The organism is Clostridium sp. AF23-6LB, from assembly GCF_003461085.1.
Lineage (GTDB): Bacteria > Bacillota > Clostridia > Lachnospirales > Lachnospiraceae > Coprococcus > Coprococcus ammoniilyticus.
This window is the reverse complement of record NZ_QTWK01000001.1, coordinates 440,936-460,497: the sequence shown is the minus strand read 5'-3', so window position 1 is coordinate 460,497 and position 19,562 is coordinate 440,936. Positions and strand designations below refer to the sequence as shown.

15 protein-coding genes are annotated in these 19,562 nt (G+C 43.1%); 12 read left to right on the top strand and 3 right to left on the bottom strand.

Annotation, left to right across the window (positions count from 1 at the left end):
- Positions 1–45 precede the first annotated feature (45 nt).
- On the bottom strand, positions 46–231 hold the full coding sequence (locus DWY07_RS01990; protein ID WP_021944922.1) for a DUF4250 domain-containing protein: 186 nt from the start codon (positions 229–231) through the stop codon (positions 46–48).
- 198 nt (positions 232–429) lie between these two features.
- Between DWY07_RS01990 and DWY07_RS01985 the strand changes: the two genes are divergently transcribed.
- Both DWY07_RS01985 and DWY07_RS01980 read left to right on the top strand, forming a co-directional pair.
- Positions 430–2,088 carry a polysaccharide biosynthesis protein gene (locus tag DWY07_RS01985; RefSeq protein WP_117822078.1) on the top strand — a complete coding sequence of 553 codons (1,659 nt, stop codon included), beginning with the start codon at positions 430–432 and terminating at the stop codon, positions 2,086–2,088.
- A 51-nt stretch (positions 2,089–2,139) separates the two neighbouring features.
- Positions 2,140–4,248, top strand: coding sequence for an EAL domain-containing protein (locus DWY07_RS01980; protein WP_147340232.1), 2,109 nt, complete (start codon positions 2,140–2,142; stop codon positions 4,246–4,248).
- 200 nt (positions 4,249–4,448) lie between these two features.
- Here DWY07_RS01980 and DWY07_RS01975 read toward each other — a convergent pair whose 3' ends face one another.
- Positions 4,449–4,895, bottom strand: a complete 447-nt coding sequence (locus tag DWY07_RS01975; RefSeq protein WP_021944919.1) for a GatB/YqeY domain-containing protein — start codon at positions 4,893–4,895, stop codon at positions 4,449–4,451.
- A 250-nt stretch (positions 4,896–5,145) separates the two neighbouring features.
- Between DWY07_RS01975 and DWY07_RS01970 the strand changes: the two genes are divergently transcribed.
- Complete coding sequence (locus tag DWY07_RS01970) at positions 5,146–5,607, top strand: 8-oxo-dGTP diphosphatase (protein ID WP_117785708.1); 462 nt, start codon at positions 5,146–5,148, stop codon at positions 5,605–5,607.
- 87 nt (positions 5,608–5,694) lie between these two features.
- Here DWY07_RS01970 and DWY07_RS01965 read toward each other — a convergent pair whose 3' ends face one another.
- The gene (locus tag DWY07_RS01965) at positions 5,695–8,310 is read right to left on the bottom strand and encodes a cation-translocating P-type ATPase (protein ID WP_117822322.1); all 2,616 of its coding nucleotides are present in this window, start codon (positions 8,308–8,310) and stop codon (positions 5,695–5,697) included.
- A 523-nt stretch (positions 8,311–8,833) separates the two neighbouring features.
- Here DWY07_RS01965 and DWY07_RS01960 point away from each other — a divergent pair.
- The 9 genes from DWY07_RS01960 (at position 8,834) to rpiB (ending at position 19,347) form a co-directional block, all read left to right on the top strand.
- The gene (locus tag DWY07_RS01960) at positions 8,834–9,760 is read left to right on the top strand and encodes a LysR family transcriptional regulator (RefSeq protein ID WP_008402635.1); all 927 of its coding nucleotides are present in this window, start codon (positions 8,834–8,836) and stop codon (positions 9,758–9,760) included.
- 372 nt (positions 9,761–10,132) lie between these two features.
- Positions 10,133–11,287 carry a PLP-dependent aspartate aminotransferase family protein gene (locus DWY07_RS01955; RefSeq protein WP_117822321.1) on the top strand — a complete coding sequence of 385 codons (1,155 nt, stop codon included), beginning with the start codon at positions 10,133–10,135 and terminating at the stop codon, positions 11,285–11,287.
- 107 nt (positions 11,288–11,394) lie between these two features.
- Entirely contained in the window at positions 11,395–12,576 is a 1,182-nt protein-coding gene (locus tag DWY07_RS01950) for a MalY/PatB family protein (RefSeq protein ID WP_117822076.1), read from the top strand.
- Between the two features lie 267 nt (positions 12,577–12,843).
- Entirely contained in the window at positions 12,844–13,833 is a 990-nt protein-coding gene (locus DWY07_RS01945; RefSeq protein WP_118616205.1) for a PLP-dependent cysteine synthase family protein, read from the top strand.
- A 46-nt stretch (positions 13,834–13,879) separates the two neighbouring features.
- On the top strand, positions 13,880–15,208 hold the full coding sequence (locus DWY07_RS01940) for a lanthionine synthetase LanC family protein (RefSeq protein WP_117822074.1): 1,329 nt from the start codon (positions 13,880–13,882) through the stop codon (positions 15,206–15,208).
- Between the two features lie 111 nt (positions 15,209–15,319).
- On the top strand, positions 15,320–15,664 hold the full coding sequence (locus DWY07_RS01935; protein ID WP_117822073.1) for a YhdT family protein: 345 nt from the start codon (positions 15,320–15,322) through the stop codon (positions 15,662–15,664).
- A gap of 2 nt (positions 15,665–15,666) precedes the next feature.
- Positions 15,667–17,169, top strand: a complete 1,503-nt coding sequence (locus DWY07_RS01930; protein WP_117785700.1) for a hypothetical protein — start codon at positions 15,667–15,669, stop codon at positions 17,167–17,169.
- Positions 17,170–17,709: 540 nt separating this feature from the next.
- Positions 17,710–18,753, top strand: a complete 1,044-nt coding sequence (locus DWY07_RS01920) for an L-threonylcarbamoyladenylate synthase (RefSeq protein WP_117822320.1) — start codon at positions 17,710–17,712, stop codon at positions 18,751–18,753.
- A gap of 165 nt (positions 18,754–18,918) precedes the next feature.
- Positions 18,919–19,347, top strand: coding sequence for a ribose 5-phosphate isomerase B (gene rpiB, locus DWY07_RS01915; RefSeq protein ID WP_021944910.1), 429 nt, complete (start codon positions 18,919–18,921; stop codon positions 19,345–19,347).
- Positions 19,348–19,562 lie beyond the last annotated feature (215 nt).

The window sequence follows — 19,562 nt, the reverse complement described above, 5'->3', positions numbered from 1 at the left end:
GCAATAGGATAAAATAGTTGTTTTCTTTGAATTAGAAGCATTTTATCAGATAAATCGATTTAATTTTCCATCGTAGTTAAAACCGGCAGATGCCAGTTTTTCGGAAACATCATTTACATTCAGATCCAGATCCGTACATAATTCATCCAGACTTGGATAAAAATCACGAAGCTTCATATTAATAAAGCTGAGGAGCATAACAGGATCTTTTGGAATATTTGGATTAGCCATAGGTGGAAAACCTCCTTTTATGAAAATCTTTTACATATTTTATTTGTAATAAGTATAAAAAACTGGTATATATATAGGGTATTGGAAACGTGTGTCATTTCCGATGTTAGTATAGCAGACGCCGGAAATATGTGCAACCAGATAGAATGGTAGCTGATCGTCTTGTAGTCAGTTACAAAATAATCAGGAGAAACAATCATGCAGAATGATAATGAAAAGAAGAAAATAAAGAAGCCGTCCGGTATAAGAACAAATTTTGCTTTTCAGGCGGCAGTGCTGGCAGGTGCAGGTATATTATCCCGAGTGATCGGTCTCTTATACCGGTCACCGTTATTTCAGATTATCGGAGATGAGGGAAATGGATATTATGGTACAGCGTATGCAATATATTCCATGATATTGATGATCGCTACGTACAGCATTCCAACAGCGGTTTCTAAGATCATTTCAGGGAAGCTGGCCCTGGGAGAATACAGAAATGCGAGACGGGTATTTAAATGTGCTTTTATCTATGTAGTATCTGTCGGATTGGTGGCGGCTGTCCTGACATTTGCATTTGCACCGGCTTTGGTGAAGGAACAGCCAAATGCGATTTTAAGCTTACAGATCCTCGCACCGACAATATTTCTGTCGGGCTTTCTTGCTATCTACAGAGGCTATCTTCAGGCATATAAAACGATGATTCCGACCTCCATATCACAGATTATAGAGCAGATTGCAAATGCAGTTGTCAGCGTTCTGGCTGCTTATCTGATGTCCAGACCATTTGTACCGGGAACCTCTGAACATGCAAAATATGGTGCAGCAGGCAGTGCAATGGGAACAGGGGCAGGTGTTCTCTGTGGAATTATTTATATTCTGATCGCATATGCAGGAAGAAGAAAAGAAATCATGGAGACAGTAGAGTCTGATGTTTCGTCGAATGTAGAATCATATGGAAAGTTATTCCGGCAGATCGTAATGATCGTAACACCGATCATTATTGCTGCATTTGTGTATAATATTACGACCACCGTAGATATGAAGATTTTCTACAATGTCTTAAACAGTAAAAATGTAGATCGTGTTGAATCTGCAAATTTGTACGGTATTTTTTCCGGTCAGTATATGGTGCTGATCAATCTTCCGGTATCGATCGCATCTGCGGTTGGAACAACCCTGATACCAAATATTTCGGGAGCATTTACCAAGGGGGATAAAGCGGAAACGAATCATGTATACAATCAGTCCATGAGTATCACGATGATGGTGACGATACCATGTGCAGTCGGAATCGGTGTGCTATCAGAACCGATCATCACACTGTTGTTCCGTGGCGCGGATCCGCTGGTATTTAAGGCATTGACTGCCGGCTGCATATCTGTGGTATTTTATTCATTATCAACACTTACAAACAGTATCTTGCAGGGAATCGGAAAGGTTATGGAGCCGGTGAAGAATGCGACACTTGCATTGTTGATCCATTTAGTATTTCTTGCTGCTATTTTGAAATTTACAGATGCGAAGCTGTTCGGTCTGGTAGCGGCTACGATCCTGTATTCATTACTGGCATGTATCTTTAACCATATATCTGTATCCAAATATATGTCTACAAAGCTTAATGTGAAGAAGATTTATCTTGCTCCTGCTGTTGCATCGATATTTATGGGAATCGTTGCATGGGGTAGTTATCAGATCTTCTACCACCTGATCCATATGAATTCAGTCAGTGTTGTTCTGGCAATCCTGCTTGCAGTTATTTTCTATGCAGCAGCTATTCTGGCAGTCGGTGGATATACGAAGGAAGAAATCCTTGCTATGCCAAAGGGAACCCTGATCCTGAAGCTTGCAGAAAAACTACATCTGGTGAGAGAGTAGAGAAAGGAACGTGTGATAATTAACTCCCAGATTATTGCACTAAAACAAAAGATGAGCAAATTTAAAAAAATGATCATGCGTATGGCAGACCGGCTTGACAGCAGCTGCGCGCTGGGTGCGATCCGACAGGGTATGATCATGATGATCCCGCTTCTTGTAGTCGGGTACCTGGCGGCGATGTTGATCAATCTACCGATTCCTGCATATCAGACGTTTATAGCGAAATTGTGTGGTGGACATGTACTGGAAATTCTGAATTTTGTATATGCCAGTGTTAATGAGTTCTTTGCTGTTTTTCTGGCAGTAACAACAACGGCCAGTTATGCCATTATGAAACGGAGAAAGCAGGAAATCTATGAAGGTACAGGAAATATTATCATTTTAGTAATTATCACACTGGCTGCTCTGGTAGGGTATTTCGGAATCCAGTACGATGATTTTTCCATTCATTCGTTAAGCAATATGCATGCATTTACGGCACTGTTTGTTGCGCTTATTTCCGGTAAGATCTATTACACAATGAAGAGCAGTCGTTTCTTCAAGGTGAAAAATCAGCGTACGAATACGGACGGTATCTATATTGAAGCAATCGAGGGAATTGCTCCGGCGGTTGTCATTATTGGATTTTTTGCGTTTTTTCGAATTTTGTTACAGGTATTATTTGGAGTAAGCGGTTTTCAGGAATTGGTTGAACGCTTTTTTGATTACCTGTTAAAGCCATTACAGAATGGACTGGGAGCAGGAGTGGTCATTATTTTTCTGACACATGCGTTATGGTTCTTTGGAATTCATGGACACAATATGTTAGACACAGTGATCAAGCAGAATTTTTCTGATATAACAGCCGGAATTTTCAGCAAGACAATGCAGGATGTATTTGTACTTCTGGGAGGAGTGGGAGCCGTTTTGTGTCTGGTGATTGCGATCCTGTTGTTTGCGAAAAAGAAGGGTGTTCGGAATCTTGCATATATGGCAGCACCGAGTTTGGTCTTCAATATCAGTGAAATTGTCTTATTTGGAGTTCCTGTGATTTTGAATCCTATTCTACTGATCCCATTTATGCTTGTACCGATGGTGAATTATCTGGTCACTTATGCGGCAATGTTCTTTGGACTTGTTCCGCATGTGATACGTGAAGTTGATTGGACGACGCCTGTTATTCTGAGTGGGTATCAGGCTACCGGTTCCTGGGCAGGAGCAGTTTTGCAGATCCTGTGTCTGGCAATTGGTGTGTGTATTTATAAACCATTTATTCGTATGTATGAAGAACAGCGGGAACTGCGTCTGAAACGTGATGTCAAAAGACTGGTGGAGGAGATGCAGCGCGAGGAGCAGAACAATTCCATCTCACCATATACAAAGCGTGAAGATGAGATCGGACATATGGCCCGTATCCTGGCAGATGAACTTGTTGAAGCAATCAGACGGAAAGAATTGTTCTTAGTGTATCAGCCACAGGTGAACCGTGATGGCATGTGCATTGGTGCAGAAGCGTTGATCCGTTGGGAGCATCCGGAATTTGGATTTATCTATCCTCCGTTGATCATACAGCTTGCCAAGGAAAAGAAGGTACTTAGTACGTTAGAGAAATTTATCTTTGATACGGCAGGTGCGGCACTGGCACAGGTAAGGGATATCGTACCGGATGATTTCAAGATGTCGGTCAATCTTACAAATGAATCTCTGGAATGGGATGGCATTGAAGCATGTATCGAAAATGTTGTACAGAAATACCAGTTTCCAAATGTACAGTTCGGACTTGAGATCACGGAGCAGGATGCACTTTCTTCGTCCATTGATATAACGAAAAAGATTGAAGCATTGAAGGCGAAAGGTCACAGATTCCTGATCGATGATTTTGGTATGGGACATACGTCGCTGGTTTATTTGCAGACGAAGTATTTTAACATTGTAAAGCTGGATGGATCTCTGACGAGAGACGTTATTCATAATGAAACGAATCGTGATATCATTGCATCAATCGTCTATCTGGGCAGATCTTTGAAATTCAAGATTATTGCTGAATATGTAGAGAATGAAGCTCAGAGAGATGAACTGAAAAAACTTGGCTGTGATGCATTCCAGGGCTATCTCTACAGCAAGCCGATTAAACTTGATGAACTTATGTCGTGGATCAAAGGGTCAGGACATGAAAGCTGAGATATAAACTAAAAACTCCATGCCGGACGTCTATATATTTTATGAAGCAGACCTGTTCGGAACGTCGGTTCTTAACGAATTACCAACAGGTGATGAGTTTAGTACCGTTACGTTCCGGATCGAACGAAAGTGTTCTGCGAAATAAAGATATAGACACCGGGCATGGAGTTTTTCTGTTATCGTGTGGTGGCTTTGTATGCTTATGCCATCATAGATGTAAGGATCTGGTTGACCAGTTTTCCGTCAGCTTTGCCTTTAACCTTAGGCATCAACTCTTTCATGATCTTACCCTTGTCTTTGGCTGTTGGAGCATCGATACCAAGACCTGCAAGAACTTCTTTGATCGTAGCAGTGATCTCTGCTTCATCCATCATCTTTGGTGCGAATTCTTCGAATACGGTGATTCTTGCCTTGCATTCATCTATGATATCGGTACGATCAGCAGGTGTTGTATCGATTGTTTCCTTTGCGAGCTTGATTTCTCTTAATACAACTTCGTTTTCTTCTTCCTCTGTCAGATCAGCACGTTTGTCTATAAATTTATTTTTCAGGGCTGTAAGGAGTGCGGATAATGCGTCCTTTCTCTCTTTATCATGTGCCTTCATAGCGGCCATCATTTCGCTTCTGACTTCATCAATTTTACTCATTATATTCATACCTCCGTATAAAGTTATATATAGGTAATTGCAAAACTGTCGATGTTTTGTAATTGCTTCACATATTGTGATCGGACAGGTTTACAACCTGTCGCTCCTTATTATAGCACCGGAAAAGCGATAATTTCAATATGGCAACTGTATTTGAATTATCGGTTGCATTTGTCCGGGGGGAAGGTATAATGAGCGCATATGGGTAAATATGACAAATAACAGGAGATGAAAGACTATGTCACTTACTATGAAAATGACAACATTATGTTATATAGAGAAAGACGGAAAATATCTGATGCTTCATCGTACAAAGAAGGAGAAAGATATTAATAAGAATAAATGGATCGGAGTCGGCGGACATGCGGAAGGAACAGAAGGACCGGAAGACTGCCTGCTTCGGGAAGTAAAAGAAGAAACAGGACTGACACTGACATCTTATCAGTTCCGTGGCCTGATCACATTTATCAGTGATGTCTGTGAGCCGGAGCTGATGTGTCTGTTTACAGCAGATGGCTTTACCGGAAGCTTAACCGCCTGCAATGAAGGAGAACTGAAATGGGTAGATAAAAGCATCGTGCCATCTCTTCCGACCTGGACAGGAGATGCCATATTTTTAAAACTTTTATTAGAAGATGAACAACGTTTCTTCACTCTGCGGCTGGTCTATGAAGGAGATGAGCTGGTGGAACACCGACTGGAGTTTTATTAAAAGAAAACGCCAGCCGGCATTCGACTCTGTATAAGTCATGACTTTTACAGGCACAACACAACCATTTCATAAGTCTTGACGCTGCAGTTATTTACGAACAGCTTCTTTTATTATTCGTGTGATCTGGATAATAAAGGTTGGGATAAATGCAAGCCCTAAAATGCTCAATACATTTTTAACTGTCAGGTCGGCAATCATGAATAAGCCATGCATAAATGGTGCGAGCAGGACAAAGCCAAGCAGCAGGACACCGGCGAAGAAAGCGGCGACACTCCAGAGGTTGGAGCGGATACCGATCTTTATAATAGAGGATTCGCTGCGGCATGTAAATCCGTGGAATAATCTTGCAAGCGTCAGTGTGGCAAATGCCATTGTGCTGGCAGTCAGGGCATTTACGGAATCACCCAGATAAAAGGCGACGGTTGTAACAATACCGATCAGAACACCGTAGCAAATAAGCTGGAGCGAGAAGGATTTATTGAAGATTCCTGCTTTTGGATCTCGCGGTTTGTTACGAAGTAATTTCTTATCGGATGGTTCCATACCGATGGCAAGTGCTGGAAGTGAATCGGTCAGCAGATTGATAAAGAGCAGATGAACCGGCTGGAATGGGGTATCAAGCGCCATGATGGAGCAGTAGAGAACTACCAGAATGGCTGCGAGGTTTCCGGACAAAAGGAACAGGATGGCATTCATGATATTACGGTAAACATTTCTTCCTGTCAGGACAGCTTTTATGATCGTTGCAAAATTATCATCTGCAAGGATCATAGCTGAGGCATCCTTTGATACCTCGGTTCCGGTGATTCCCATAGCGACACCGATATCTGCTTTTTTCAATGCTGGAGCATCATTTACACCATCACCGGTCATGGCGACAATGTGACCTTTCTTCTGCCATGCATCAACGATACGGATCTTGTTTTCCGGTGAAACTCTGGCATAGACGGAGATCTTTGGAAGAACATCTGTAAGTTCGTCATCGGTCATACGGTCGACTTCCTGACCGGTTACGGCCATATCACCATCGTGGAAGATACCAATCTGTCTGGCAATAGCGGTTGCCGTTACTTTATGATCTCCGGTTATCATGATCGGTTTGATTCCGGCGGAGATAGCATCCGAAACTGCAGCCATGGATTCTTCTCTTGGCGGATCGATCATGGATACAAGTCCGATAAAAGTATAACCATATTCGGAGGCTGCGGTCAGAACTTCCGAATCGGAACATTCTTTATAGGCAAGTGCCAGAACCCGTAAACCTTGTCTGGAAAATTGCATGTTTTGTTCCAGAATTCTGTCGCGGTCGTTCTCTGTAATCGGACGGATACCATCCTCTGTGATGATTGAATCCATGCGGGTAAGAAGAACATCGACTGCACCTTTTGTCAGAAGTGTAGGTACGCCGTGCAATAGGTATTTGCTGCTCATCAGCTTCCGTTCGGAGTCAAATGGAATCTCTTCCAGACGTGGCATCAGATCACGCAAAACTTCTTCTGTTACACCGACATCAAATAGTTTCGTTTTCCTTGCCATCGTAAGGAGACAGGTTTCAGTCGGATCCCCGATATCCTTGCCATCCCGGATACTGCTGTCGTTGTTTAAGATACAGTTGTACAGGAAATAACGATGTGCCGGAATATGGAGATCCAGTTGGTCGGCATTTAACAGAGTATCACAGGTATAAAGCTGCTGAACTGTCATTTTGTTCTGTGTCAGTGTGCCTGTCTTGTCAGAACAGATAACAGAGACACAGCCCAGACTTTCGACTGCCTTCAGATCTTTGATAATCGCCTGGTCGGCAGCCATCTTTCTGGTACCCATTGCCTGAACGATCGTAACGATCGAACCGAGAGCTTCCGGAATGGCAGCGACAGCAAGGGCAACTGCGAACATCAGAGAATCCAGTATTTTCTCGCCCTGCATCAGGCGGAGACCGAATACGATCAGGCTGATCACCATAATGATCGTTGCCAGTTTTTTACTGAAATTATCAAGACTGATCTGAAGTGGGGTCGCTTTGGATTTTGTATTATTCATAAGGGTGGCTATCTTACCCATTTCTGTATGCATTCCGGTTGCTGTAACGAGAACATTTGCACGACCATAGGTAACAAGACTGCCGGAGAATACCATATTGATGCGGTCACCGAGAGCAACATCCTCGGTGATATCAGAGTCGTCTTTATCCACATTTGTAGACTCTCCGGTCAGAGAACTTTCATTTACCTGTAAAGAGAAATTTTCGATGATACGGCCATCAGCGACGATCATATCACCGGCTTCCAAGAGCAGGATGTCTCCCGGTACGATGCCTTTTGATGCGATCTCCTGTTTGATTCCGTCCCGTAATACTTTCGCTTTTGGGGCAGATAATTCTTTTAAGGAATCAAGAGATTTTTCTGCCTTTACATATTGGATCGTACCAAGGATCGCATTCATGATAATAACCGCAAATATAACAATCGTACTTTCGATGTTGCCGGATGCCATAGAGACGATTGCGGCAGCGATCAGGATGATAACGAGCAGATCGGCAAACTGGTGAAAAAAGACAGAAGCGACGCTTTGTTTCTTTTGCTCGACCAGAGCATTTTCCCCATAGGTTTGTAGTCGCTCTTTAGCATCTGTAGTGGTAAGTCCTTCCGGATTACCGCAGGTTCGGAATAATTCTTCTTTGTTCAGCTGATAGATTTCTTTCATAAGCCCATGTCCTTTCTTTTGCTTTTTTCCTGAGGCAGATAATGAACAGTAGTTTTTTTTCAAACATACTGCTTGTATTTGGGAAAAACTTTGGTTGGTACATGCTGTATTTTGCAAATGATAATAAAAAAACGAGACTTTTTGTGCACAAAAAATATGCACAAAAAGTCTCGTTTTAACGTATATATCGGTTATCCGATCCCCGGCCTTTTAAGGCGTACTGACGAGAATCGGCACATGCACAGCATGAAACTACTCCCTTTTTGAATGATATATTTTTATCATGTATGAAAAGCTTAGTCAACCGTTTTTAGAAAGTTTTAACCATTTTTTTACCGGAAAATTCGATTTGAAGAACTATGCTTTGACAGAATCTTATAAAAACGATCAGAAAATATCGAAAATAAAAAAGAGGTGTGGTACAATGAGCGTAATTGTTTGGACACAGGTCTTGCAGTATATTAAAGCATAAAGTACCTGTATAAAAAGAAAACATATAAGGAAGCAACCGGGAGGCACAGATATGACATTACAACAGCTTGTCTATGCTGTAAAGATAGCAGATACCAAATCCATGAATAAGGCGGCAGCAGAATTGTATGTATCCCAGCCGGCACTTTCCAGTACGATACGGGATCTGGAAGAAGAATTGAATATCGAATTATTTATCCGAACCAATCGTGGTATCGTGATCACGGCGGAGGGAGACGAGTTTTTAAGCTATGCAAGACAGATGGTAGAACTGAATCAGATGATCGAAGATCGATATATAAATAACGAAAAGAAAAAGAATAAATTCAGTGTATCCATGCAGCACTATTCATTTGCGGTAGAAGCCTTTATCGAGCTTGCAAAGGAGATCAGGCTGGATGATTTCGAACTGGCTGTGCATGAGACACGGACAAATGAAGTGATCGAGTTTGTAAGAGACTACCGGAGTGAGCTTGGAATCTTATATTTAAATGAGTTCAACCGAAAGGCTTTGCAGAAGATCTTCTCAGAAAACGGACTGGAATTTACGGAATTATTTGACTGTGATGTATTCGTGTATCTGAGCAACGAGCATCCACTGGCAGGAAAAGAGAAGATCGCATTTGAAGAATTAAAAGATTATCCTTGTCTTTCCTTTGAACAGGGCGAACGAAATTCGTTTTATTATGCAGAAGAAGTATTCAGCACTCTGGAATACAAGCAGATCATCAAAGCAGATGACCGTGCAACAATGCTGAATCTGATGGTTGGTATGAACGGATATACCTTGTGCTCCGGTATTATCTGTGAAGAATTAAACGGCAGTGCTTACCGCGCAATTCCGCTTGACACGGAGGAGAAAATGACGATTGGCTATATCAAACGAAAAGGCATGCGGCTGAGTACCCTTGGCAGACGCTATATCGAGATACTGACCCAATACGGAACACAAGAAAATGTAAAGAAGACGGCTGAGTAAATGCTCAGCCGTTTTCTTTGTTGTGAGGTCTGAGCCTGCAAGGAGTGGGGCAAATGACAATTAAGTAACAAGCTGGCTATAAATGATACTTATAACCAGCTCACAGAAATACATACTACCGAAATCTTATTCCTACTGATATACTATGGTATAAATAATGCATGAACTTATGGTTTGTTCTGACAGGCTATTATGACTTGCCAATACAGGGGCATTTGAGACCGCCGGTACTTGATGGTGCGAAAGCAGCATCTTAGTACCGCTGCAGGGCTCAACGAGCGGAAGCGTTCCCTGATTGGTAATGTCAGTAATAGCCTGTCAGAACAAACCATAAGTCAAAAACGCAGGCAGCAGGAAAGGATGACGGTTATTATGGATACAGGAATTGCTACAAAATGTATATATGGAAATCACGAAAAATTTGAAGGCGACAGAACGGGAGCGATCAGCTTTCCTATCTATCAGACAGCAACGTATGCACATCCGGCAGTTGGACAGAGTACGGGGTATGATTACAGCAGACTCCAGAATCCAACCAGAGAACAGTTGGAGAAGATCGTTGCATCATTAGAAGGAGGACTGGATGCTCTCGCTTTTTCTTCCGGCATGGCAGCTATTACAACATTGATGGAGATCTTCAAACCGGGCGACCATATCATTTCGGAAGCAGATCTGTATGGCGGAAGTATCCGTTTATTTGATCATATTAATCAGAAAAATGGTATTGAGTTCAGCCGGATCAATTTTGCAGAGGAAGATCCGGAAAACTACATCAAAGAAAATACAAAAGCAATCTATATCGAGACACCGACTAATCCAATGATGAATGTTATTGATATCCGCAAGACGGCGGAACTTGCAAAGAAACATAATCTGCTGCTGATCGTGGATAATACATTTCTGTCACCGTATTTCCAGCGGCCATTTGAACTGGGAGCCGATATCATCCTGCACAGCGGAACAAAGTTCTTAAGCGGACATAACGATACGCTGGCCGGATTCATCGTGGTAAATACACCGGAGCTTTCGGAGAAATTACGATATATTATAAAGACGACAGGTGCGGGACTTGCGCCATTTGACAGCTGGCTGGTGCTTCGTGGCATCAAGACACTGCCAATCCGTATGGAGAAGGCACAGGAAAATGCACAGGCGATCGTGGAATTCCTGTTGCAGGAGAAGAAAGTAAAGAATGTCTATTATCCGGGAATACCGGGAACAAATAATTATGAGGTCTGTAAGAGCCAGGCGAGTGGATTTGGAAGCATGTTGACATTTGAAGTGGAGAGCAAGGAGCTGGCACTCCATATACTGGAATCCCTAAAGCTGATCCCATTTGCAGAAAGTCTCGGCGGCGTAGAGACCTTGATCACATATCCGACGACACAGACTCATGCGGATGTACCGGAGGAAATCCGTATAAAGAATGGTATTACAGACAGTGTTCTGCGTCTGTCGGCAGGAATCGAAGATAAGAAGGATCTGATCGCGGATCTGAAACAGGCAATTGATTCTTTTCGGGAATAAAACAGTGTAATATATGAATAATGATGAAAAAGTAATTTGCCTGAAAAATATTTTGATATGGAAATATATTTACAGCATAGGATCTGAGACATAACGGGAGGATAATTATGGAAGAAAAAAACCTGAATTTTGATGAAGTAATAGATAGAAGAAATACAGACTGTTTGAAATTTGACTTTGCAGAGCGGAGAGGAAAGCCTGCGGATGTACTTCCTCTCTGGGTTGCAGATATGGATTTTAAGACCTCGAGTCTGGTCCTGGATGCGTTGACAGAGCGTGTACAGCATGGAATTTTTGGCTACACGGAGAGCAGAGAGAGTTATTTCGAGGCGGTCAGCAAATGGATGGAAGCTCACCATGACTGGAAGGTGGAACGAAGCTGGCTGACAAAGACACCGGGTGTTGTATTTGCACTGGCGATGGCGGTCAAAGCATATTCCAAGGCAGGGGATGCCGTTCTGATCCAGCAGCCGGTCTATTATCCGTTTTCAGAAGTGATCCGTGACAATAACCGGAAGCTTGTGAGCAATGATCTGGTACTTGGGGATGATGGAAAATATCACATCGATTTTGATGATTTTGAGAAACAGATCGTTGACAATCATGTTGTGCTGTTCCTGTTGTGCAGTCCGCATAATCCGGTCAGTCGTGTATGGACGGCAGAGGAGCTTACGAAGATGGGTGATATCTGTATCAAGCATGGCGTTACGGTTGTAAGTGATGAGATACATGAGGATTTTGTTTTCGGAGACCACCAGCACACGGTATTTGCGACGATCAAGAAAAAATTCGAACAGAACTCCGTTACCTGTACTTCTCCTGCAAAGACCTTCAATCTGGCAGGACTTCAGGTGTCGAATATCTTTATTCCAAATGGAACTCTGCGCGCAGTATTTCGTAAGCAGGTGGATGCGGCGGGCTACAGCCAGTTAAATGCAATGGGACTTACCGCCTGTGAAGCAGCGTATACTCATGGCGAGACATGGTATCAGGCAATGATGAGATATGTAGAGAGTAATATCGCATTTGTGCGTGATTACCTGAAAAAGGAACTTCCACAGATCAAGCTGATCGAGCCGGAAGGAACTTATCTGCTGTGGCTGGATTTCAGGGCACTCGGAATGACAGAGAAGGAACGGGAGAACCTGATCGTGAATCAGGCAAAGCTGTGGCTTGACAGCGGTGCGATCTTTGGGCAGGTAGGCGAAGGCTTTGAACGTATCAATGTGGCATGTCCGAGAGCAACGATCAAGGAGGCTCTGGATCGGTTAAAGGCAGTGATCGACTGATCTGGTTATAAGCTGTGGTTATAGCCAGTTAAAATATTTTGACTGGTTGACAAATTATGGAACTGTCACTATAATAGGCGCATAACATATAAAACCTACTTTAATACTATGATAAAGAAACGCTATAAGATGTGCCGGATGAGAAAATCATTTATCCAGAGTTGGATGGTGACTTGCAAACAGACATTTACCCGGAGGTTGATGCTTCCGGGTTTTATAACGGCAATAAAACATACTAACCAGATAGGAAAATGGAGAAATAGAAAAATGGCAAATATTCATTCATCAATTACAGAACTTGTAGGACATACCCCATTGGTAGAATTCGTAAATTATGAAAAAGAGTTAGGGCTGAACGCCCACCTCCTTGGTAAGCTGGAGTATTTCAATCCATCAGGAAGCGTAAAGGACCGTGCAGCTCTTAACATGATCTTAGAGGCAGAGAAATCAGGTAAACTGAAGCCGGGCGGAACGATCCTTGATTTTACAAGTGGAAATACAGGAATTGCAACAGCAGCATTTGCAAATTCCAGAGGGTATAAATATGTAGTAGTCATTCAGCCGGGAGTATCAGTAGAACGTACATTGATCTTAAAGGCATATGGCGTAGAACTGCTTCAGGCAGCCGATGTACCGGGCTTCATGGAGATGCTGCAGAACGGTGGTTTAAGCATGGCAAAGCTTACAGTTATCATGAACAAATATGCAGATGAGCATGGTTACTTCTATATTGATCAAGGAACAAATCCTGATAACCCGGAAGCGCATTACCGTACAACGGGTCCTGAGATCTGGGAGGATACAGACGGAAATGTTGATTATGTGGTAGCACTGGTCGGAACCGGTGGAACACTGGCTGGTCTGTCCAGATATTTCAAAGAGAAAAATCCTGGTATCAAGATCATCGGCGCACAGCCGGCAGTACAGTCCAGAAAGAATGTCAATCATCCGGAAGCAAATACGATCGACGGCGTACTTGCATTTAACGATGTTCCGGCACAGAGTGTTCCGGTATTCTTCAATCCGGAGCAGGTCCCATATGATGAATGTCTGGATATTGTAGCAGAAGATGCATATGAGACAGGAAGAAGACTGGTAAAGAGTGATGGCGTATTCCTCGGACAGTCAGCGGCAGCAGCATTAAAGGCAGCAACAATCATAGCTGAGCGTCCGGAAGCATCAGGAAAGAATATTGCAATCATCATGGCTGACAACGCATTCAAATATCTGTCAACCAAGATGTATGTGGAGGAATAAAGGAATATCGTATGTCATATAAAACATAGAACAGGAAGGAGACAACATGGCAGACTATCTTACATATGCGAAAGAAACCATGAATTTCATAAACAGCCGGAAGAAACAGGGACCGGAAGGTATCTACTGGTCTTTGCAGGATGCGGCAGAAGGAAGATCCATTTATTATGATGAAATCTGTATGTATGCCGGGGCGTCCGGAATCATTGTATTTCTTCTGGGATTATATCAGGCGACGAATGATGTGAGCTATCTGCAGGAGGCAGAAGAAGCAGCCGCATATATCCGTTATCGTTTTGATCATGACCGGGATCTGAAAAGAAACTTTTCAAAATACGCATTTTCCAGTGGCTGGAGCGGAGCAGGCTTTGCCATGATACAGCTCTATAAGATAACCGGAAATGAGAAATATAAAACATTTGTGGCAGATATTATTGAGTCTGCAAAGGCAGATGCAAAGCCCGGAAAAAATGGCAGAGGTTATAGCTGGACTTCATTTCCGGGTATCGTAGGAGATGCCGGAACGGTTCTGTTCTTCTTATATGCAGCAAAAACATTTGGCAGAGAGGACTGGACAGCATTTGCTGCAAAAGCAGGAGAGAATTTCCTCGGGCAGCGTCATGATGCTGGAAACGGAACCTGTTGGTATCCGGGTGTAGATCCTGTTTACTTTGGAGCAAAAGAAGATTATATCGATCCGAACTTCCCGATGGGAACCGGAGGAATCGGATTTGTACTGCTGAATCTGTACGAAGCATCCGGTGATCAGAGGTTCTTAGATGCGACAAAGGGAATCGCGGATTTCATGATCGCACAGGCGGTTAAGATGAAGGCAGGAAGCCTGATCCCACATGGTTTGCCGGATCGTAAGGATCTGTTCTATCTTGGCTATTGTCATGGTCCGGCGGGAACAAATCGTTTCTTCTATAAATTATATGAGATGACAGGAGAAGACCGGTATAAGCGGTATATCGATATGCTGACACAGGGTGTAATTGACACAGGAGCACCTGAGGTTCGGACAGAAGGCTACTGGAATACCTACAATATCTGCTGCGGAACTGCAGGTCTGTTAAATATGTATCTGGGTCTGTGGGCAGCATTTGGTGATGAGACTTATCTGGAACAGGCAAAGAGATGCGGTAAGGTCATCACAGACGGAGCAACGGTCACAGACGGTACGGAAGGAAGAGAGTGCACATGGAGATTTGCACTTGACCGTGTCGCACCGGATGTATTAAGTACACCGATCGGTTTATTCGATGGTGCAGCAGGTATCGGAGCTGTATTGCTGCAGCTTGCTTCTGCAGAAAAGGGTCAGTTCCATGCGACAAGAATGCTGGACGATCCATTTCCGGAGAAGAACAAACTATGATAAAACGATTGAAGATTTTATAAGCGTAAATAACAGTGATTATTTTACTCGGTGAATGATTTTTTCGTTTCATAATTAATCAAAAACTTACGTTGAGAGGAGACACATAAGATGAGTCAGATAAATAACAACATTGATCCTGACAGCAGGGATTATGATTTGAAATCAATAGAGCCGGATGAGCGTTTCACCCAGACAACAAAGGAATTCTGGATCACGCTTGGAACCTATCTGGTATTTATGGTGCTGATGACCGCCAACCTGTATCTGGTGGGCGGTAAGGATGTATCAAAGTACAAATACATTCTTGGATTTCCACAGTGGATTTTTAATGAGATCATTATTTTGATCGCAATGGTAGTAGCGGTTATTCTGGTTGTAACATTTGTATATCGTGACATGGATGTTACTCCAAACGGAAAATTAAAAGAAAGAAAACATAAGGAGGGCAAATAGAGATGAACTTATCTACAAATCAGAGAATTATAATCATTACTGTATTTGCCGCATATACGATTTTCCAGTTGGTATACAGTCTTGTTACCAGAAAAGCAATGGCAAATGGAAAAGGTGATTACCTGAGCAAATTCTATACCGGCGGTAGAAGCGGTGGTGTGCTTGTAACTGCCATGATGGTATCAGCCGGTGTTGCCGGTGCCGGAGTATTCATGGGTGTACCGGGTTATACATATACATTTGGTGCGACCTGGATGGTCTGCTGTTTCTGGTCCATGTGCACGAACTTCATGGTACTTGGACTGATCGGTAAGCGGGTCGGTATCGTAGCCAGAAGAACGGATTCCAAGACATTTGTTGAACTTCTGATGCACAGATATAACAACAGCAAGATCGTTGGTGCGCTCTGCGGACTGGTTATCCTGTTCTTCCTTGGAGCATTTGCCGTATCCACAATTACCGGCGGCGGAAGAATTTTCCAGATCTTAACCGGTCAGGATTATCGTATTGGACTTGCTATTTTCACTGTACTTGTTATCATCGCAGCTATCACAGGTGGTATTAAAGGTATCGCATCTGCGATCGTTTTTCAGGGAATTATCATGACAGTTTCCGTTATTATCTTATTTATTATGGGCATCAACGGAACAGATCTCAGCTATACAGAAACGATCCAGTCATTAGTTAAGAGTAATCCGGACTGGTTCGTACCTGCAAGTGTAAAGACGGTTCTTTCGTTTGCATTCTTATGGGGTATCACAACCTGTACAATGCCTCATGTAACAATGACAACGCTTACTTATAAGGATACACAGACTCTGCATCGTGCGATCAAGGTTGGTGCGGTTGTAGTTGCAATCTGGCTCATTGGCTTAAATGGTCTGTGCTTCACGATCAAATATATGTTCCCGGAAGGAAGCCTTGCAACTCCTGACCTTGGTATTCCGACACTTGCAGTAAGTGTAATGCCCGCATGGGCAGCAGGTCTGGTTCTCGCCGGTGTATGTGGTGCGGTTCAGTCATCTGTTGGTGGAATGATCGTATCTCTTGCAGGAACGATCGTCAGTGATTTGTACAAGAACCTGTTCAATAAAGATGCAAAGCAGGAGACATTAAAGAAGTTAAATGTTATCAGTGTTATCGTTGTTGCTCTTGTCGTATTCTTATTTGCATGTGATCCACCGGAACTTCTGGCTTCATTGATCACTTATGCTACCGGTGGTATGACAGTAGCATTTCTTCATACTTTGCTTCTCGGACTGTTCTGGAAGCGGGCAAATGAGTATGGCGCGATCGCAGGTATCATCAGTGGTATTGGCTTATATCTCCTGATCGATATGGGCGTTCTGCCAATCTCACTTGGTTTCAATTCCTGTATCGTTGCCTGTCTGATCTCCACGATCATTATGGTGGTTGTCAGCCTTGCAACACCGAAGTGCCCATACCGCGTGATCGCCACATGGTTTGGCAAGGAGTATCCGGCGGAAGCTTCAGTTGCTGAATAAAGTTAAGATATATATAGCCTGTCTGGCTGTAGACTAGACCACTGCACTATGACTCACTGTGGTTTCGATGAGCTGCATATGCATTTCATAACGAAATCCTCGTGAATGTCATAGTGCAGCGATCTAGTCAACAGCCAGACAGGCTATATTTGCGTTTGTATATGTGATTTATTGCTTGATGATGCTTGATTTCTGGGTATGGTAGTGGATGAGTAAGTATGATACCCGAGGTGTCTGGTTAGATGAGGGTATGGAATGGGAAATAAGTGTACGATACCCACAAGGACAAGTCTGATGCGGGTATTAGGAAGAATGTTGGGGGAAAATACCCGACGAAGCTAAATAAATTTGGTATGAAGACGAAAAAACAGGTGCGATACCCAAGAGTGGCATATAGTAGAGGGTATAAGTGTGAGAATATAGAGATTATACCCATGATTCGGGAAGCTCTTTTTCACAGGTTGACACTGTGAGGGGATAAGGCTAAAATGAGACTGGCAGGCGATGTGCCTGACTATACAGGTAAGGCTGGTAATTAAAATGAAAACCATAGTAGCGAAAGCTGATCTGGAAAACGAAGAATTATTCCGGAAGGCTTCGGATATATTAAAAAGTGGTGGACTGGTTGCATTTCCAACAGAAACCGTATATGGACTAGGTGGAGATGCGTTAAATCCAAAGGCATCCGAAAAAATTTACAGTGCCAAGGGAAGACCATCGGATAATCCGTTGATCGTACATATTGCTGATACGGCAAGTGTATGGGAGTTGGCGGCAGAGGTATCCACACAGGCACAGATGCTGATGGAAGCGTTCTGGCCGGGGCCGCTGACGATCATTTTCAAAAAGAAAGACATTGTACCGCATGAGACAACCGGCGGTTTGGAAACGGTAGCGATCCGTATGCCATCACATCCGGCAGCTATGAAGCTGATCAAAGATTCAGGCGTGTATATTGCAGCACCGAGTGCAAATCTGTCCGGAAGACCATCACCGACAACAGCAGCACATGTAGAGGAAGATCTGTCCGGCAGGATCGATATGATCTTAGATGGCGGACCGGTTGGAATCGGAATTGAGTCCACGATCGTAGATGTGACAGGCGATCGTCCGACAATTTTACGTCCGGGTTATATCTCAGCGGATATGATCAAGAATATCTTAGGAGATGTCATGATCGATCCGGCACTGGAAAGTGTGGATATGAAAGTCAGACCAAAAGCTCCGGGCATGAAATACACACATTATGCACCGAAGGGAAAACTCACGATCGTAGAGGGGGAGCGGGAAAAGGTTGCCGCAAAGATCGCAGAGCTAGTTGCTTGTAAGCAGGCAGAGGGATATAAGACGGCAGTTCTGTGTGATACAGAAAATATGAATTTATATTCCTGTGAAAATGTCCTTGATGCAGGAAGCAAAAAGAATGAAATTACGGTATCTTCATCATTGTACCGGCTGCTTCGTCTGTGTGATGATATCGGCGCAGACTATATTTACAGTGAATCCTTCCGGGAAGGTGATATGGGATATGCGATCATGAACCGGCTGATCAAGGCGGCAGGACATAGAATCATATCGGTGTGATGTAATGAGCGCAAAATTATTTGCTCGCAGGGATGCTGATTTTGCGGAATGCATTGAGTGAGCTATGCTCACGATATAATGGAAAAAGTTGACAGTGAAGAAAAAACGGGTTGGGTGACAACCGCCCGAAAAAAATTTGAAAACAAGAAAGGCAGGACAAAGAATATGATAGCACTTGGATGTGACCACGGTGGATACGGATTAATGCAGGATGTGATCAAGCATCTGGAAGAAAGAGGACTGGAATACAAGAATTACGGATGCTACAGCGAGGAATCCGTTGATTATCCGGTATATGCAAAGAAAGTTGCACACGCAGTAGCAGATGGAGAATGTGAGCGAGGAATCCTGATCTGCGGAACAGGAATCGGAATCTCTATTACAGCAAATAAAGTACCGGGAATCCGTGCAGCACTTTGTGGCGATTGCTTCAGTGCACAGGCGACAAGAGAGCATAACGATGCCAATATCCTTGCAATGGGTGCCCGTGTAACCGGACCGGGACTGGCACTCAAGATCGTTGACACCTTCCTTGACACACCATTCTCAAATGACGAACGTCATATCAGAAGAATCAAGATGATTGAAGAGTAAAGAAAAATACTATAAACTGCATATACCGGCAAATGTGGGTGCTTGTTTGAGCCGACAGGCGAGTTGGCACAGGAATATTTGCGAATAGGGGATATGTAATTTATAGAAGATTATAAGTAGTAAGAAAAACATCATCTATCAGGGTGGGATGTATAGTTATAGTTTTGTAACAGTTTTTTGCATTGGTATTTAATGTATGTAAAATAACAACAACC

Excerpts from the sequence above, each read along its gene's own strand:
- DWY07_RS01990 (WP_021944922.1), bottom strand. The coding sequence starts at position 231 with ATGGCTAATCCAAATATTCCAAAAGATCCTGTTATGCTCCTCAGCTTT.
- DWY07_RS01985 (WP_117822078.1), top strand. The coding sequence starts at position 430 with ATGCAGAATGATAATGAAAAGAAGAAAATAAAGAAGCCGTCCGGTATA.
- DWY07_RS01980 (WP_147340232.1), top strand. The coding sequence starts at position 2,140 with ATGAGCAAATTTAAAAAAATGATCATGCGTATGGCAGACCGGCTTGAC.
- DWY07_RS01975 (WP_021944919.1), bottom strand. The coding sequence starts at position 4,895 with ATGAGTAAAATTGATGAAGTCAGAAGCGAAATGATGGCCGCTATGAAG.
- DWY07_RS01970 (WP_117785708.1), top strand. The coding sequence starts at position 5,146 with ATGAAAATGACAACATTATGTTATATAGAGAAAGACGGAAAATATCTG.
- DWY07_RS01965 (WP_117822322.1), bottom strand. The coding sequence starts at position 8,310 with ATGAAAGAAATCTATCAGCTGAACAAAGAAGAATTATTCCGAACCTGC.
- DWY07_RS01960 (WP_008402635.1), top strand. The coding sequence starts at position 8,834 with ATGACATTACAACAGCTTGTCTATGCTGTAAAGATAGCAGATACCAAA.
- DWY07_RS01955 (WP_117822321.1), top strand. The coding sequence starts at position 10,133 with ATGGATACAGGAATTGCTACAAAATGTATATATGGAAATCACGAAAAA.
- DWY07_RS01950 (WP_117822076.1), top strand. The coding sequence starts at position 11,395 with ATGGAAGAAAAAAACCTGAATTTTGATGAAGTAATAGATAGAAGAAAT.
- DWY07_RS01945 (WP_118616205.1), top strand. The coding sequence starts at position 12,844 with ATGGCAAATATTCATTCATCAATTACAGAACTTGTAGGACATACCCCA.
- DWY07_RS01940 (WP_117822074.1), top strand. The coding sequence starts at position 13,880 with ATGGCAGACTATCTTACATATGCGAAAGAAACCATGAATTTCATAAAC.
- DWY07_RS01935 (WP_117822073.1), top strand. The coding sequence starts at position 15,320 with ATGAGTCAGATAAATAACAACATTGATCCTGACAGCAGGGATTATGAT.
- DWY07_RS01930 (WP_117785700.1), top strand. The coding sequence starts at position 15,667 with ATGAACTTATCTACAAATCAGAGAATTATAATCATTACTGTATTTGCC.
- DWY07_RS01920 (WP_117822320.1), top strand. The coding sequence starts at position 17,710 with ATGAAAACCATAGTAGCGAAAGCTGATCTGGAAAACGAAGAATTATTC.
- rpiB (WP_021944910.1), top strand. The coding sequence starts at position 18,919 with ATGATAGCACTTGGATGTGACCACGGTGGATACGGATTAATGCAGGAT.